This window comes from Streptomyces sp. NPDC059582 (assembly GCF_042735715.1).
Taxonomy (GTDB): Bacteria; Actinomycetota; Actinomycetes; order Streptomycetales; family Streptomycetaceae; genus Streptomyces.
Window position 1 is genome coordinate 92,382 of the sequence record NZ_JBHWCC010000008.1, and the last position, 15,473, is coordinate 107,854.

Below are 15,473 nucleotides of genomic sequence, written 5' to 3' on the forward strand. Positions count from 1 at the left end.
CACCCGCCGCTGCCTACGCTCCCCCCATGACCGATGAACACGTGCAGCGATTCGTCCTCGGTGACGTCGAGATCCTCCGCGTCGTCGAGTGGCAGGCCCCCTACGCCCCCGCCCGCGACCTCGTCCCGGATTGCGGCCCCGAGGTCTGGCAGGACCACCGGGAGCTGCTCGCCCCGGACCACTGGGATCCCGGCAGCGACCGGGCCGTGGTCGCGCTCCAGACCTGGGTGGTGCGCGGCGGCGGACGGACCGTGCTGGTCGACACCGGCGTCGGCGACGGGCGCGAGCGGCCCGGCAACCCCCTGTTCCACCGGCGGACCGGGGACCTCCTGGGGCGGCTGGCGCGGGCCGGGGTGCGGCCCGAGGACGTCGACGTCGTCGTCAACACCCACATCCACGGCGACCACGTCGGCTGGAACACCCGGGACCTGGCGGGGGAGTGGGTGCCCGCCTTCCCCGCCGCCCGTTATCTCCTCCCGGCCGCCGACGACGCCCACTTCGGCCCGGCGGGCGGGTACGGGGGCGGCGTACGGGTGGACGACCGGCTGATCTACGAGGACAGCATCGCGCCCGTGCACCGCGCCGGACAGGCCGTGCTCTGGGAGGGCGCCCACCGTGTCGACGCGCACCTCACCCTGGAGGCCGCCCCCGGACACACCCCCGGCTCCGCCGTCCTGCGCGTCGCCTCCCGCGGTGAACGGGCCGTCTTCGTCGGGGACGTGCTGCACAGCCCGGTGCAGATCCTGCACCCCGAGTGCAGCAGCTGCTTCTGCCTCGACCCGGGGCAGGCGGCCGCCAGTCGCCGACGGGTACTGGAACAGGCGGCCGATCTCGGCGAGTTGGTCATTCCGGCGCACTTCGGCGGTACGGGCGTGATGGAAGTGCGCCGGCAGGGCAGCGCGTTCGCGGCCGTCGCGTGGGCGGGGTAGGCCCGCGTCGACAAGGAGACGTTCCGCGCGGTAGTCATGGGGCATGAGCGACGGCGGCGAACACCTGCGCGACGGACGTCTGGTCGGCGGACGCTACCGGCTGATCGAGCGCATCGGCTCCGGCGGCATGGGCACCGTATGGCGGGCGCGCGACGAGCTGATGGAGCGCGAGGTCGCCGTCAAGCAGCCGCGACTGCCCGGCGACCCGGCGGACGAGAGCCGTCGGCGGGCCGCCCACCGGCTCTACCGCGAGGCCCGGGCCGCCGCCCGCGTCGACCATCCCTCCGCCGTCTCCATCCACGACGTCGTCGTGGAGGAGGAGGGCGAGGACGGACTGCCCTGGATCGTGATGGAGCTGGTCCGCGGGGAGTCCCTGCACGAACTGCTCCGGCGCGGGCCCCTGGAACCCGCCGAGTCCGCCCGTATCGGCCTCGCCGTCCTCGGCGCGCTGCGGGCCGCGCACGCCGTCGGCATCGTGCACCGCGACGTGAAACCCGCCAACGTGCTGCTCGGCCCTCCCCCACTCTCGAATTCGCTCGAGCGGGGGCGCCCCCACCGCCGGGTCGTCCTCACCGACTTCGGCATCGCCCACATCCAGGGCGAGGAGTCCCTCACCGTCAGCGGCGAGTTCGTCGGCTCGCTGGAGTTCATCGCGCCGGAGCGGATGTCCGGCCGGGGCGCGGGCCCCGCCTCCGACCTCTGGTCGCTCGGCGTGCTGCTGTACGCCGCCGTCGAGGGCTGGTCCCCGTTCCGCCGTACGACGCTGGAGGCCACGCTCGCCGCGATCCTCGCCGGGCAGCCCCCCGAACCCGAACAGGCGGGGCCGCTCGGACCGCTCGTCGTACGGCTGCTGGAGAAGGACCCCGAGCGCCGGCCCGACGCGCAGGAGGTCGGCGCGGTGCTGGAGGCGGTGGCGGAGGGGTGGCCCGTGCCGGACCCGGCGCACGCGGCGGCCGCGGAGCCCCAGGACCCCTCCGCCCTGGAGGAGTTCGGGGACGACGCCGGGACGGTACGGCTGACGACGGCGCGAACCGACACCGAGCCGGGGCCGACCGGCCCCCACCAGGGGCGAGCCGACGCGGGGCGGGAGGCGAGTGACACCGAGTCGGGGCCGATCGTGACCGGGCGGGAGGCGACTGACATCGAGCCGCGGCTGACCGGCATCCGGCGGGAGCCGTCCGACACCGAGCCGGGGCCGGCTGTCACCGAGCCGCAGCAAGCCGACACCGAGCCGCAGCAGGCCGGCGTCCCGGAAGCCGCGGGCGCCCCGGAGTCCGCCGGTACCTCGGCGTCCGCCGGCGCCCTGGAATCCCTCGACCCCCCGAAGTCGACCACCCGCCCCCGCCGTCTCCCCGTTCCCGCGCCCCTTCTCGCCGGCTGCGTCCTCCTCGCCGTGGTGCTCCTCGCGGGGGCCGCCTGGCTGGGCGTCTCGCACGGCGGCGACCGCGGCGGCGCAGGGGCCGCGGAGTACTCCGGCACCTACATCCCGCTCCAGGGCGAGAGCGGCAGCGGCAGCGGCGACGACAACGGCAGCGGCAGCGGCACCCCCGCCCCCGAGAGCTGGACCAGGCACCCCGAGAAGGCCATGCACGCCGTCCTCTTCCTTCCGGCCGACTACACCGAACTCGCCCGGCAGGGCGGCGCCGACTCCCAGCCCCGCCTGGTCGTCTACTCGTCGGGCGGCGTCGACGTCCGCCTCACCCTGTGGGACCGCGCGCCCCGCACCCCGATGGGCCAGGCACGGAACGCCCACGACACCTGGAACAGCTACGACGGCGACGCGAACACGCAGTACACCCGCACCACCTTCGACGGTCACGAAGCAGTCCTCGCCGACACCGCGTACGGCTTCGGGAGCAACCCGACCCGGGTCATGGAACTGATGATCCGCACCGACGACGACCGCATGTACGAGCTGCGCGTCGACATGCCCAAGGGCACGGCCGACGAGAAGAAGGGCACGGCCGTCTTCAAGGCCGCCCGCGACCGCCTGACGATCGGACGTGACTGAACCGTGCCTCACCGGCCTGGAACAACGGCCTGATCAGCACGTTCGTTGCCAGTGACCACTGGCGCCGTGTGAGCACTCGGTGAATCCCTATTACCGACGGGTACCCAAAGCCTGCACACCGGCATACCCTGCGGCTCATGACGGACTCGCAGGCCCCGGAGAAGACCGGCACGGGCACCCCCGAACAGACCGGCAGCAATCCCCTCGCCCCCGCTCCCACGGGCGCCCGTACCGCCGCCGACGTGGTCACCCCCGAGCTGGTCGCCCAGCTCACCAAGGGTGTGGTCGGCTCGGGCCGGACCGCCAACCACACGCCGTTCACCGGCGAGAAGCTCGCCGACCTGCCCGAGTCCACCCCGGAGGACGTACGCGAGGCCTTCGAGGCGGCCCGCGTCGCCCAGGCCGTCTGGGCGCGGACCCCCGTACGGCAGCGCGCCGCCGTCCTGCTCCGCTTCCACGACCTCGTCCTCGAACGCCAGGCCGAGGTGCTCGACCTGATCCAGCTGGAGACGGGCAAGGCACGCCTGCACGCGCACGAGGAAGTGCAGGCCGTGGTCGTCGCGGCCCGCCACTACGGCCGCAAGGCCCCCGCCTACCTGAGGCCCAAGCGGCACGCGGGCGCCATGCCCACCCTCACCAAGGTCACCGAGCTGCGCCACCCGCGCGGTGTCGTCGGCCAGATCGCCCCCTGGAACTACCCGCTCGAACTGTCCGTCGGCGACGCGCTTCCCGCCTTCGTCGCGGGCAACGCCGTCGTGATGAAGCCGGACACCGAGACCTGCCTCACCGCCCTGTGGGCCCGTGACCTGCTCATCGAGGCCGGACTGCCCGCCGGTGTCTTCCAGGTCGTGCTCGGCGACGGACCGGTGGTCGGCCCCGAGGTCGTCAAGCACGCGGACTACGTCTCCTTCACCGGCTCCACCCGCACCGGCCGCGAGGTCGCCCAGGGCGCAGCCGCCCGCCTCATCGGCGTCTCCCTCGAACTCGGCGGCAAGAACGCCATGCTGGTCCTGGAGGACGCCGACATCGAGAAGGCCGCCGCGGGCGCCGTCCGCGCCTGTTTCTCCTCCGCCGGTCAACTCTGCATCTCCATCGAGCGGTTGTACGTCCACGAGTCGATCGCGGACGCCTTCCTGGAGCGCTTCGCCGCCCGCACCAGGGCCATGCGGCTCGGCACCTCCCTCGCCTACGGCGCCGACATGGGCTCCCTGGTCGGCGAACGCCAGCTGGAGACCGTCAAGCGGCATGTGGAGGAGGCCGTCGCCAAGGGCGCGAAGGTCGTCGCCGGCGGGGTCGCCCGCCCCGACATCGGCCCGTACTTCTTCGAGCCCACCATCCTCGACGGCGTCGAGGCGCCCATGGCGGTGTGCACGGAGGAGACCTTCGGCCCGGTCGTCTCCCTCTACCGCTTCACCTCCGAGGACGAGGCGGTCGAGCACGCCAACTCCACGCCGTACGGCCTGAACTCCTCCGTCTGGACGAAGGACGGCCGGCGCGGGCGCGCGGTCGGCGCCCGGCTGCGCACCGGCACGGTCAACGTCAACGAGGGCTACGCCCCCGCCTACGGCAGCGTCCAGTCGCCGATGGGCGGCATGAAGGACTCCGGCCTCGGCCGCCGCCACGGCTCCGAGGGCATCCTCAAGTACACCGAGGCCCAGACGGTCGCCCAGCAGCGACTGCTGCCGATGGCCCCCTCGCTCGGCATGGACGACGAGAAGTACGCGGCGTTCATGAGCACGAGCCTGAGGGTCATGAAGGCGCTCCGGCTCAGGTAGCCGGCCCACGGGGCGCGGGGAACCGCGCGATCAGCCACCGATCACCCGCACTGCACACTCAAAGGGGAGACGCACGTGCCGAAGGATGCCTACGACTACGACGTGATCGTCGTCGGCTCAGGGTTTGGCGGCTCGGTCACCGCCCTGCGCCTCACCGAGAAGGGCTACGACGTCGGCGTCCTGGAAGCCGGCCGCCGTTTCACCCCGGATACGCTCCCGAAGAACTCCTGGGACCTCAAGAACTACCTCTGGGCCCCGAAACTCGGCATGTACGGCATCCAGCGCATCCATCTGCTGGGCAACGTGATGGTGCTCGCGGGCGCCGGGGTCGGCGGCGGCTCCCTCAACTACGCCAACACCCTCTACGTACCGCCGAAGCCGTTCTTCGACGACCCCCAGTGGCGGGACATCACCGACTGGCAGGAGGAGCTGGCGCCGTACTACGACCAGGCCCGGCGCATGCTCGGCGTACGGCTCAACCCGACCATGACCCCGTCCGACGTGCACCTCAAGGCGGCGGCACAGCGGATGGGGGTGGGCGACACCTTCCACATGGCGCCCGTCGGGGTGTTCTTCGGGGACGGCCAGGACGCCGACGGCGGGGCCAGGGCCAAGCCCGGCGAGCAGGCGGCGGACCCGTATTTCGGCGGGGCGGGCCCCGCGCGCAAGGCCTGTACCGAGTGCGGCGAGTGCATGACGGGCTGCCGGCACGGCGCGAAGAACACCCTCAACGAGAACTATCTGTACCTCGCCGAGAAGGCGGGCGCGGTCGTGCACCCCATGACCACGGTCATGTCGGTCACCGAGGACTCGCGCGGCGGCTACGCGGTCGCCACCCTCCCGACGGACCGGAAGAAGGACGAGGGCCGCACGTTCACGGCCCGCCGGGTCGTCCTCGCCGCCGGCACGTACGGCACCCAGACGCTGCTGCACCGCATGAAGGCGGGCCGGCAGCTGCCGTACGTCTCGGAGAAGCTCGGCGAGCTGACCCGTACGAACTCCGAGGCGCTGGTCGGCGCCCAGACCGACGACCGCCGCTACCGCAAGGCGACCGGCGAACCGAAGGTCGACTTCACCCGCGGGGTGGCCATCACGTCCTCGGTCCACCCCGACGAGAACACCCACATCGAGCCGGTCCGCTACGGCAAGGGCTCCAACTCGATGGGCGGTCTGTCGATCCTCCAGGTCCCGTACACCGAGGGCTCCTCCCGGCTGGCGGCCTGGCTGGCGAACGCCGCCCGCCACCCCGTGCTGGTGCTGCGCTCCCTGTCCAACAGGCGCTGGTCGGAGCGGACCATCATCGGCCTGGTGATGCAGTCCCTGGACAACTCCCTGACGACGTACCTGAAAGCGGACGGCGTCGGCAAGGGGCTGCTCACCGCCCGCCAGGGCCACGGCGCCCCCAACCCCAAGCAGATCAAGGCCGCGTCCGAGGGCGCCTCGGCCATCGCCGCCGAGATCAACGGCTTCGCGGGCTCGAACGTGGGCGAGCTGATGGGCACCCCGCTCACCGCCCACTTCCTCGGCGGCTGTCCGATCGGCGCCACCCGCGAGAGCGGCGTCATCGACCCCTACCACCGCCTCTACGGCCACCCCGGCATCTCGGTCGTCGACGGTTCCGCGGTCTCGGCGAACCTGGGCGTGAACCCGTCCCTGACGATCACCGCGCAGGCCGAGCGCGCGATGTCGTACTGGCCCAACAAGGGCGAGGAGGACCTGCGCCCCGCACAGGGAGCGGCCTACGAACGCCTGCACGCCGTCGAGCCGAAGTCGCCGGTGGTTCCGACGGAGGCGTTCGGCGCGCTGCGACTGCCGTTCCTGGGCCTGCCGACGGTGCCGCCGAAGCAGCCGAAGTGACGTGCGTGTGAGCCGACTCATGACCGGTGTACGGACCGGCTGACGTACCGATCGACGGAGGTACGGCCCGCCTGACGTACGGCCCGGCCGACGTACGGGAGGGGCCCGGGCCCGACGGGCTCGGGCCCCCGTCTGTCCTACGCGTGCGATCCGCCCCTGCGGCGGCGCACGGTGAACACCGTGCCCGCGCCCGCCACGACGGCGACGCCGCCGGCCAGCGCGATCACCGGAAGCGCGGAGCCGGCGCCGGTGGAGGCGAGGTCTCCCGTGGCCGGGGTCTCGCCGGGGCCGCCCTGTGGATGGTCGCCGCCGGCCGGTTCGCCGGTCGGGTCCTGCGTGGCCTCGCCCGGGTCGTCGCCGTTGCCGTCGTCACCGCCGCCGCTGCCGGGCTTGAGGACCGTGAACAGGTCGAGCGATTTGGTGAAGTGCTCGCACGTCGTCTCGCCGTCCGTGTACCGGCCGCCGCTGTCGGCCTGAGCGTTGATCCGGTCGACGTCATAACCGTTGATGCTGAAGTCGACATCGCTGTCGATCTCGGCGCGCAACTTCAGGACCGCGGTCCCCTTGGGGCCGATCTCCGTCGTTCCGTAGAGGTAGCCATTGCCCTGGGCCGTGTCGGGAAGTCCCTCCCAGGAGTGGGTGCGAGGGTCGAAGTGCTGGATGGTTATGTGGTACTCCAGCCGGTCCCGTCCGGGGTCGCTCATCCCGGTGTCGCTGAAGAACGTCCCCCACCTCACCGTGCCGAGGGACTTCTCGCCCTTGTTGCTGAGCGTGAGCGTGAAACCGTGCCAGCCGCTGCCCGCGGCGATCTTGTCGGGCAGGCCGGACACGGAGGTGTCCAGCCGGCTTTCCGGGTCGACGCCACCGGTGGGGCTCGGGCATTCGGTGGGTTGCCCGGCCGGCCCCTCGGCCGGGGAGCCCGACTCGCTCGGCGTCGAGGACGTGATGCCGTTCGGCGTACCGGCGCCGGGGCTCTGCCCCGGACCGTCGCCCTCGTCGGCCCCGCCGCTCGGACCCGGCGCGGGAGCCGGGTCGCCGGCGGCGGGACTGCTCGCACCCGGCGCGGGCGTCGCGGTGGAGGTGCCGGGAGTTCCGTCGGCGAAGGCGACGGGGGCCGAGAGCAGGGCGAGCGGCGCCAGGACCGCGGTCGCGGCCGCGCCTGCCAGTGCTCGGCGAATCTTCATGAAGACCTCGGGGTGTGTTGCGCCGCGGCCGGGACGGAGCGCCGCGCTCGACTGGTGGAGGCCACCGCGAGTGGGGCCGCGGTGTTGGCCCTTGATTCGCCTGGTTCGATCGTCGCTGCGGCCCGATGGTTGTCCGCTCCCGGCGTGTGTTCAGCAATTCGTGACCTCGGCCGCCGGACGAGGCGCAGGCGCGACCGCGGGTGCGGGTGCGGGGGCAGCGGGCATGGCGAAGGGCCCCGCGGGACGGAGTCGCGGGGCCCTTCTTCCGTCAGCACCGACGTCAGGGCGGCGCCGGTGCCTGGGAGCGGCGCCGGGGGGTTGCGCCGCTTGTCGTCACTGCCCCGGGGTGCTGTCGGTCGGCGCCCCGGCGCACTCGGGGCGCACGGAGGGTCTCGACCTCTGGCGGTCAGGCAGTGCAGTGCCATGCAGTTGTCTGCGGTGGGACTGGGGCTTTCACGCATCGTGCTGGATGGGCGCGGCCTCCGCAACCGTTTGACCCGGCATTGTGCGTTTTTGTGTTACCCGCCGGTCGGCCCCGAGCGTCCCCGGAGCCGACCGTTCTCTTGGGTGACCGGGCTGCTGTCCCCTGCCGTCCGGTCACTTCCCTGGAGCGAGGTCCCACGACATACGGCACGATCCGTACGCCTCATCGCTCCAGCAAGCCACGCGTGGTCTTTCGGGCCCGCCCCTGGCTGGCACGGACACCGGGACCAACGAAGCGGCTCGCGAGGCGGTCACGCGCCGTACGGGTGAGAACGGGCCCGAACTCAGATGCGACCCCGGCACAGCTCCAGCAGCAGCATCGCCACGGACGTGCCGGGCTTGCCCAGCGCCTCCCGGTAGTGGCCGAGGACCTCCATCTCACGGGAGAGGTTCACGCGCCGGCCTCCGGAGGCGATCCGCGCCTCCTGGATGACGGCGGAGACAGCCATCCGTTCCTGGACGAGACCGATGATCCGGTCGTCGAGGGCGTCGATGCGCTCACGGGCACCGGTGATCACGTCGGCGGCCTCGTCGGTGCGGGCGCCGGTCTTGTCGAGTACGTCGGCCATGGTGGGGCTCCTCGTCGGGTCGGGTGCGGTGAGGTGCCCCGAGGCGGCAGGACCCGGAGAACGACAGGCGCCCCGGGCCTTGTCGGCCCGGGGCGCCTGGGAAGTCGCTTGTCAGTTGCTCAAGCAGCACGACCATGGCAGCCGGCGGGCCGGTTGCCATAGGTAAACAGGAAGGTCGGGTGCGTGAGCATGTACCCAGTATGCACCGGGGACGGCACCCGTCCAAAGCCCCGCCCGTCACCGGCGGGCGAGTCCGGCCACGCCCGCCCCGGTAGAATCGGCAGCACAGACCCCCCGCCCAGCCGCCGGAAGGCAACCCGTGTCATCAGCGACTCCCGCTGCCGCCGCCCCCGACACCGTCCTGGTCGTCGACTTCGGCGCGCAGTACGCCCAGCTCATCGCCCGTCGCGTCCGTGAGGCCCGGGTCTACAGCGAGATCGTCCCGAGCACCATGCCGGTCGCGGAGATGCTCGCGAAGAACCCGGCGGCGATCATCCTCTCCGGCGGCCCCTCGTCCGTCTACGCGGAGGGCGCGCCCCGCCTCGACCGCGAGATCTTCGAGGCCGGCGTCCCCGTCTTCGGCATGTGCTACGGCTTCCAGCTGATGGCGACGACCCTCGGCGGCACGGTCGACAACTCCGGAGCCCGCGAGTACGGCCGTACGCCCCTGCAGGTCAGCAAGCCCGGTTCGACCCTCTTCGAGGGCACCCCGGCCGAGCAGCCGGTGTGGATGTCGCACGGCGACGCCTGCTCCGCCGCCCCCGAGGGCTTCACCGTCACGGCCTCCACGGACGTCGTCCCGGTCGCCGCGTTCGAGGACGACGAGAAGAAGCTCTACGGCGTCCAGTACCACCCCGAGGTGATGCACTCCACGCACGGCCAGCAGGTGCTGGAGCACTTCCTCTACCGTGGCGCGGGTCTCACCCCCTCCTGGACCACCGGCAACGTGATCGAGGAGCAGGTCGCCGCGATCCGCGAGCAGGTCGGCGACAGGCGCGCCATCTGCGGGCTGTCCGGCGGCGTGGACTCCGCCGTGGCCGCCGCCCTGGTGCAGAAGGCCATCGGCTCCCAGCTGACCTGCGTGTACGTCGACCACGGTCTGATGCGCAAGGGCGAGACCGAGCAGGTCGAGAAGGACTTCGTGGCCGCCACCGGCGTCCAGCTGAAGGTCGTCGACGCCGAGGAGCGCTTCCTCACCGCGCTCAAGGGGGTCTCCGACCCCGAGGAGAAGCGGAAGATCATCGGGCGCGAGTTCATCCGCGTGTTCGAGCAGGCCCAGGCGGAGATCATCGCGGACGCGGGCCCCGAGGTGGCCTTCCTGGTCCAGGGCACGCTCTACCCGGACGTCGTCGAGTCCGGCGGCGGCACCGGCACGGCGAACATCAAGTCCCACCACAACGTCGGCGGCCTCCCCGAGGACCTGGAGTTCCAGCTCATCGAGCCGCTCCGCAAGCTCTTCAAGGACGAGGTGCGGATGGCCGGCCAGGAGCTCGGGCTCCCGGAGGAGATCGTCCAGCGCCAGCCGTTCCCCGGCCCCGGCCTCGGCATCCGCATCGTCGGCGAGGTCACCAAGGACCGCCTGGACCTGCTGCGCGAGGCCGACGCCATCGCCCGCGAGGAGCTGACGGCGGCCGGTCTCGACCGCGAGATCTGGCAGTGCCCGGTGGTGCTGCTCGCGGACGTCCGCAGCGTCGGCGTCCAGGGCGACGGCCGTACCTACGGCCACCCGATCGTCCTGCGCCCGGTCTCCTCCGAGGACGCGATGACCGCGGACTGGTCCCGCCTGCCGTACGAGGTGCTCGGGAAGATCTCGACCCGCATCACGAACGAGGTGCGGGACGTCAACCGGGTCGTCCTCGACGTGACCTCGAAGCCGCCGGGCACCATCGAGTGGGAGTAGTCCCGCAGGGTCAGGTCCGCTTGAGAGCCCGCACCGGCTCCCCGGGCTGCCAGACCTCGACGACCAGATACGTGTCGTCCTCGACGTAGGTTCTGACGACCTCCGTCAGCTCGGTGCGGAAGAGGTGGAACGGCTGCGGCGGTTCCACCTCTTTCGCGTACGCGCCCTTCGTCGCCGGATCGTCCACCTCGACCGCGCGCCCGCTGATCCGCACGTCCCCGCCGCCCATCCCGGTGCCGTCGCCGGGGTTCGCCTGGAGCGTGAAGCGCGGATCGCGGCGCAGGTCGAGCGCCTTGAGCGAGCCCGGCATCATGCCGAACCACAGTTCGCCCAGCAGGAAGCGAGCCTCCAGGCCGCTGGTGCGCGGGGAGCCGTCCTTGCGCAGGGTCGCGAGGACGTGATGGGTGAAGGCGTCGAACCGCGCTTCGACGGTGCCGGCGAGGTCGGGTTCGGCCGCGGAGAAATCTGCCCAGTTCATACAGCCCAGTCTTGCGCGGATACCGGACATCTTCTGTCGGGTATCGGCGAGGACGAGGGCCCTCGCCAGGTGTGGGGAGCGGGATCGGCGGGCGCCGGGCGCCGGGGGACGGACGTCGGCGGGCGCGGGGAGCGGGGCCGGTCCGGGGCGGATGCGCACGAATTTCTGTTGCGTGCGTCATCTTTGCATAACATCCCTGTTCTCCTGCGCTGACCGACGGTAACTTCCGCCCCGTAAAGCAACTCAGCGCTGGAGGATCTATGCACGGGCCCACTCCGCCCCTGCCCCTGCCCACGGACCAGCTCCAGTTCGCGATGCCGCCGATGCACGACTCGCTCGATGACGAGCGCAGGCACCGCAAGGAGCGGCTGGCGGGTGCGCTGCGGATCTTCGGGCGGCTCGGCTTCGAGGACGGCGTCTCGGGGCACATCACCGCACGCGACCCGGAGTTCAGTGACTGCTTCTGGGTCAACCCGTTCGGCATGCCGTTCAAGCACGTCACGGTGAGCGACCTGGTGCTGGCCAACGAGGACGGCCAGGTGATCGAGGGCCGGTACCACGTGAACCAGGCCGCGTTCACCGTGCACTCCCAGGTCCACGCCGCCCGCCCCGACGTCGTCGCCGTCGCCCACTGCCACTCGGTGCACGGCCGAGCCCTGTCGGCGCTCGGCGACCTGCTGGACCCGATCACCCAGGAGAGCTGCGCCTTCTACGAGGACCACGCCCTCTACGACGCCTACACCGGTGTCGCCGTCGACGCCGAGGAGGGCCGGCGCATCGCGAACGCGCTCGACTCGCGCAAGGCACTCGTCCTGCGCAACCACGGCCTGCTGACCGTCGGCGACTCGGTGGACGCGGCGGCCTGGTGGTTCCTGTCGCTGGAGCGGTCCTGCCAGGTGCAGCTGATGGCGAAGGCGGCGGGCAGGCCGATGCTCATCGACCACAAGATGGCCACGACGACCCGGGAGCAGCTGGGCGGCGACCTGGTGGCCTGGATCAACTACCAGCCGATGTGGCAGGACATCAGCCGCAGCGAACCGGACCTGCTGAGCTAGGGACCGCCCCGACGGGTCCCGGGAGCCAGGACCCGGCGCCCGGCGCCCGGCGCCCGGGACCTGGCTCCCGGGCGCCGGATCCTGGAAGGCGGGCGCCGGGTCTTGGAAGGCGGGCGCCGGGCCTTGGAAGGCGGGCCGAGAAGGCGGTTCCTGGAGGCCGGCTTCTAGAACCCTCTGAGTACCGCCGCCTTCGTCGTCGCGAACTCCTCGTCCGTGAGCACGCCGTCCCGGTGCAGCTCGCCCAGCTCCCGCAGCCGGCGCAGCAGCACGTCGTGATGGTCGGCCTGGCGCGGGACGGTCCGGCCGGGGTGCCGCGGGCGGTCGGCGTACTCGCCCCCGGCACGGGCGGAGGGGTGCGGCAGCCGGGCGGTGACCGCGGTCGCGACGAGTGCGGTGAGCAGGTCGCGACGGGCGCTGCCCCACAGGTCCAGGGCGTACGGGTCCTTCTCGGGCGGCAGCTTGGAGAGTGCCGTCCCGCGGGTGACGAAACGCAGGAAGCCGTCCTCGTAACCGGAGTTGGGCAGCCACTCGACCTCGACTAGATCACCGACGGCGATGATCCGCGGCCCCGTGGCCCGCTTGACCCGGTCGGAGGTGTCGGACCAGTCGATCCGCACCTGGGTGCCGTCGAACGACACCGTGCCGTCCGAGGACCGCACAGAGACCGGAACCGGTGGACCCGGCAGCAGATAGGCCTGCGTCGGTTCCTTGGGGATCTGGTCGAGCAGCAACGCGTGCCGGATCTCCTCGGCCACGTACTCGGCGACCCCGGAATTGTCGGTATCCACCGTCAGCCGGTACGGATCCGCCGCGTCCGGAAGCCGGCCCCCCGTCGCCTGGAGCAGCGGATCGGCCCCCTCGCGCAGCCGCATACGCAGCCTGCCGCGCTTGCGTTCCGGCTCGTAGGCGACGCCCGCGACCGCCTCCAGCGGTACGGCGACCTCCCCGTACGTCTGCCGGAACAGCGGTACGGAGCGGTGGAGTCCCGGCGTGATCCGGACCGTTGTGCCGTCGAAGGCCCAGGTCCCGTCACGCTGGATGATCTCGGCCATACGGAAATTCTCGCAGCCGGGTCAACACGGCCGCCGCCGCGTCACCCGCCCTGACCAGACCTGCCGGACACACACGGTGTGCCGTAGGGCACAATTCGCTTTCGTCGCCCGGGAGTTGTTCGAGGGCCGGCGGCGAAGTCCGGGCTCTGCGGAGAGCCGCCGGTTCGGTTGGTCGTGGTTGCGGGAAGGCAGGCGTCGGACGTGGCGGTGCAGGAGGCGAGACAGGGCGCGGATTCGGGCGCGCACGCGGGCGGCTGTACCTGCGGGGGCTGCCCGCACGGGGCTCGTGAGGGACACCGGCGCGCGGTCGTCGCGTTCCTGCTGAAGCGGGACGAGTTCGCCGCCGGGCAGGGTCTGCCGGCAGGCGTGGCGCACTCGGCCTCGGCGTCCCGGCAGTGGGTCTCGGAGGAACTGGCGCAGTCCGCGGAAGCCGTCGCCGAACGCGGCCGCGCCGAAGGCGACGCCTGGCTCGGCCGGCTGTGGCGCCGGACCGCCTTCACGGTCTGGGCGACGGTCGTCGCGCTGCTGCTGGCGCAGTCGCTGACGGCGATCGGCGCGGGCTGGACATCGGCCCGCACGGCCGGGCTGGTGGCGGCGGTGGTGGTGGCGGGTGCCCTGACCGCCGCGTCGTGGTTCCACCGGGCGCGCGGCGGAGCGCTGGCCCCCGTCATCGGCGACGACAACCGCCTGTCCACCTCACGCGCGGTCGCGGTCGCCTGGGTGCTGTTCGTGGCCTACGCCGTGCTCGTCCTGGTCGGGCGGCTGGCCGCCGCCTCCCACCACGCCGAGCGCGACGCGCTGATCTCCGGCTTCGAACTCGCCCGCGGGGCGGGTGCGGTGACCGTGCTCGCGGTGGTGTGCGGGATCGCGGTACTGGTGCGGCGGGTGGTCGGGCTGCGGGTGCTGGGACAGAAGCTCCAGAAGGTGCGCGCACACCGTCCCCGCGCGGCCGACCTGCTGACCGACGACGCCGGGCGGGGCACCTTCGCCGACATCCAGTACGTCGTGATCAGCACGGTCGCCCTGCTGTTCGGCGCGGTACGCCTGGCCCGCCGCCCCGACCAGCTGCCCGATCTGCCCTGGGGCCTGGCCGTGGTGGTCCTGGTGTCGGCGGCGACCTACCTGGCCGGCAAGTACGCCGAGGGCGGCCGCCCGGTGATCCTCTCCGTCGTACGGGCCCGTGAGGCCGGCGACCTGGACGCCCCCATCCGTACCGGCGACGACATCGAGATCCGCGGAGCCGGCTTCGTACCGCTGGGCGCCCAGGACGCGGACCGGCTGTCCCGGATGGTCGTCCGCATCGGCCCGGTCCATGTCCATGTCCCCCTGGTCCCGGTCACCGGCGGCTTCCGCAACCCCACGGACGCCCTCCTCACCGTTCCCGTCCCGGCGGACGTGGAACCGGGCCGGGTGGAGGTACAGGTGGTCACCGCCGCCGGGGTGGAGACCAACCGCTACGAGATCGATGTGACGGACTGACAGGCCGACAGACCGGCGCCGATGCCGGGGGAGGCGTCGCCCGGGGTGTGCCGCTGGGGTGGAAACCGGGAAAACAGCGGCGGCGGGGTTGAGCCGGACGCCTCTTTCGTACGTATGGTCTGTCGAGGGGCCATGTCACCGCGGCGAGAGGCGGCTACGAGCGATGACTCACGGCATTCGTACGGATACGCACACCTCCTATCTCGACGGCGGCGGAACCTGGCGGGACACCGCCGGCCGCTACGCCCTGCTCCCACTCCGGATCTTCCTCGGCGTCACCTTTCTCTACGCCGGGCTCGACAAGCTCATGGACAGCGCCTTCATGAAGAGCTCCGGCGCGGGCTCGATCGGCGACACGATGCGCGCCGTCCGCGACTCCTCGGCCATCCCGGCCCTGGTCGACCTGGCCCTGAAGAGCCCTGTCGGCTTCGGCTACGCCATCGCCTTCGGCGAACTCGCCGTCGGCCTCGGCACCCTGGTCGGCCTGCTGTCCCGTCTCGCCGCACTCGGCGGCGCGCTGATCTCCCTCAGCCTCTGGCTGACCGTCAGCTGGTCCACCGACCCCTACTACTTCGGCAACGACCTCCCCTACCTGATGGCCTGGCTGCCCCTGATCCTGGCGGGCGCCCCCGTGTTCTCCCTGGACGCCGCGCTGCGCGCACGGCGGCGACGAGGTGGCGGGTATCTGTAGCCGGCGGTTT

At 72.2% G+C, this 15,473-nt stretch carries 11 protein-coding genes and 1 pseudogene; 8 read left to right on the forward strand and 4 right to left on the reverse strand.

Annotated features, from left to right (window positions below; all coding sequences use genetic code 11):
* Positions 1 to 26: 26 nt before the first annotated feature.
* The 4 genes from ACFV0T_RS10135 to ACFV0T_RS10150 all read left to right on the forward strand — a co-directional run bounded on the left by ACFV0T_RS10135 (position 27) and on the right by ACFV0T_RS10150 (position 6,572).
* Positions 27 to 929, forward strand: coding sequence for an MBL fold metallo-hydrolase (locus ACFV0T_RS10135; protein ID WP_385776466.1), 903 nt, complete (start codon positions 27 to 29; stop codon positions 927 to 929).
* A gap of 43 nt (positions 930 to 972) precedes the next feature.
* Entirely contained in the window at positions 973 to 2,940 is a 1,968-nt protein-coding gene (locus ACFV0T_RS10140; RefSeq protein WP_385776468.1) for a protein kinase, read from the forward strand.
* 137 nt (positions 2,941 to 3,077) lie between these two features.
* Entirely contained in the window at positions 3,078 to 4,715 is a 1,638-nt protein-coding gene (locus ACFV0T_RS10145; protein WP_385776470.1) for a succinic semialdehyde dehydrogenase, read from the forward strand.
* Positions 4,716 to 4,790: 75 nt separating this feature from the next.
* A complete protein-coding gene (locus tag ACFV0T_RS10150) occupies positions 4,791 to 6,572 on the forward strand; it encodes a GMC oxidoreductase (RefSeq protein ID WP_385776472.1) in 1,782 nt (593 codons plus the stop codon).
* A 137-nt stretch (positions 6,573 to 6,709) separates the two neighbouring features.
* Here ACFV0T_RS10150 and ACFV0T_RS10155 read toward each other — a convergent pair whose 3' ends face one another.
* Together ACFV0T_RS10155 and ACFV0T_RS10160 are read right to left on the reverse strand one after the other, a co-directional pair.
* The gene (locus tag ACFV0T_RS10155) at positions 6,710 to 7,756 is read right to left on the reverse strand and encodes a hypothetical protein (protein ID WP_385776474.1); all 1,047 of its coding nucleotides are present in this window, start codon (positions 7,754 to 7,756) and stop codon (positions 6,710 to 6,712) included.
* Between the two features lie 767 nt (positions 7,757 to 8,523).
* A pseudogene (locus ACFV0T_RS10160) lies at positions 8,524 to 8,838 on the reverse strand (chorismate mutase); the annotation flags it as partial.
* A gap of 289 nt (positions 8,839 to 9,127) precedes the next feature.
* Here ACFV0T_RS10160 and guaA point away from each other — a divergent pair.
* Entirely contained in the window at positions 9,128 to 10,708 is a 1,581-nt protein-coding gene (guaA, locus tag ACFV0T_RS10165; protein WP_385776476.1) for a glutamine-hydrolyzing GMP synthase, read from the forward strand.
* A 10-nt stretch (positions 10,709 to 10,718) separates the two neighbouring features.
* Here guaA and ACFV0T_RS10170 read toward each other — a convergent pair whose 3' ends face one another.
* Entirely contained in the window at positions 10,719 to 11,186 is a 468-nt protein-coding gene (locus ACFV0T_RS10170) for a pyridoxamine 5'-phosphate oxidase family protein (protein WP_385776478.1), read from the reverse strand.
* 260 nt (positions 11,187 to 11,446) lie between these two features.
* Between ACFV0T_RS10170 and ACFV0T_RS10175 the strand changes: the two genes are divergently transcribed.
* A complete protein-coding gene (locus tag ACFV0T_RS10175; RefSeq protein ID WP_385776481.1) occupies positions 11,447 to 12,241 on the forward strand; it encodes a class II aldolase/adducin family protein in 795 nt (264 codons plus the stop codon).
* Between the two features lie 164 nt (positions 12,242 to 12,405).
* Here ACFV0T_RS10175 and ACFV0T_RS10180 read toward each other — a convergent pair whose 3' ends face one another.
* On the reverse strand, positions 12,406 to 13,293 hold the full coding sequence (locus ACFV0T_RS10180; RefSeq protein WP_385776484.1) for a DUF4429 domain-containing protein: 888 nt from the start codon (positions 13,291 to 13,293) through the stop codon (positions 12,406 to 12,408).
* 201 nt (positions 13,294 to 13,494) lie between these two features.
* Here ACFV0T_RS10180 and ACFV0T_RS10185 point away from each other — a divergent pair, with 201 nt between their 5' ends.
* Together ACFV0T_RS10185 and ACFV0T_RS10190 are read left to right on the forward strand one after the other, a co-directional pair.
* Positions 13,495 to 14,772: a hypothetical protein gene (locus ACFV0T_RS10185; RefSeq protein ID WP_385776485.1), complete on the forward strand. Its 1,278-nt coding sequence runs from the start codon at positions 13,495 to 13,497 to the stop codon at positions 14,770 to 14,772.
* 163 nt (positions 14,773 to 14,935) lie between these two features.
* Positions 14,936 to 15,463 (forward strand): DoxX family protein, encoded by a 528-nt coding sequence (locus ACFV0T_RS10190; RefSeq protein WP_385776486.1) that lies wholly within the window; start codon positions 14,936 to 14,938, stop codon positions 15,461 to 15,463.
* Positions 15,464 to 15,473: the final 10 nt, after the last annotated feature.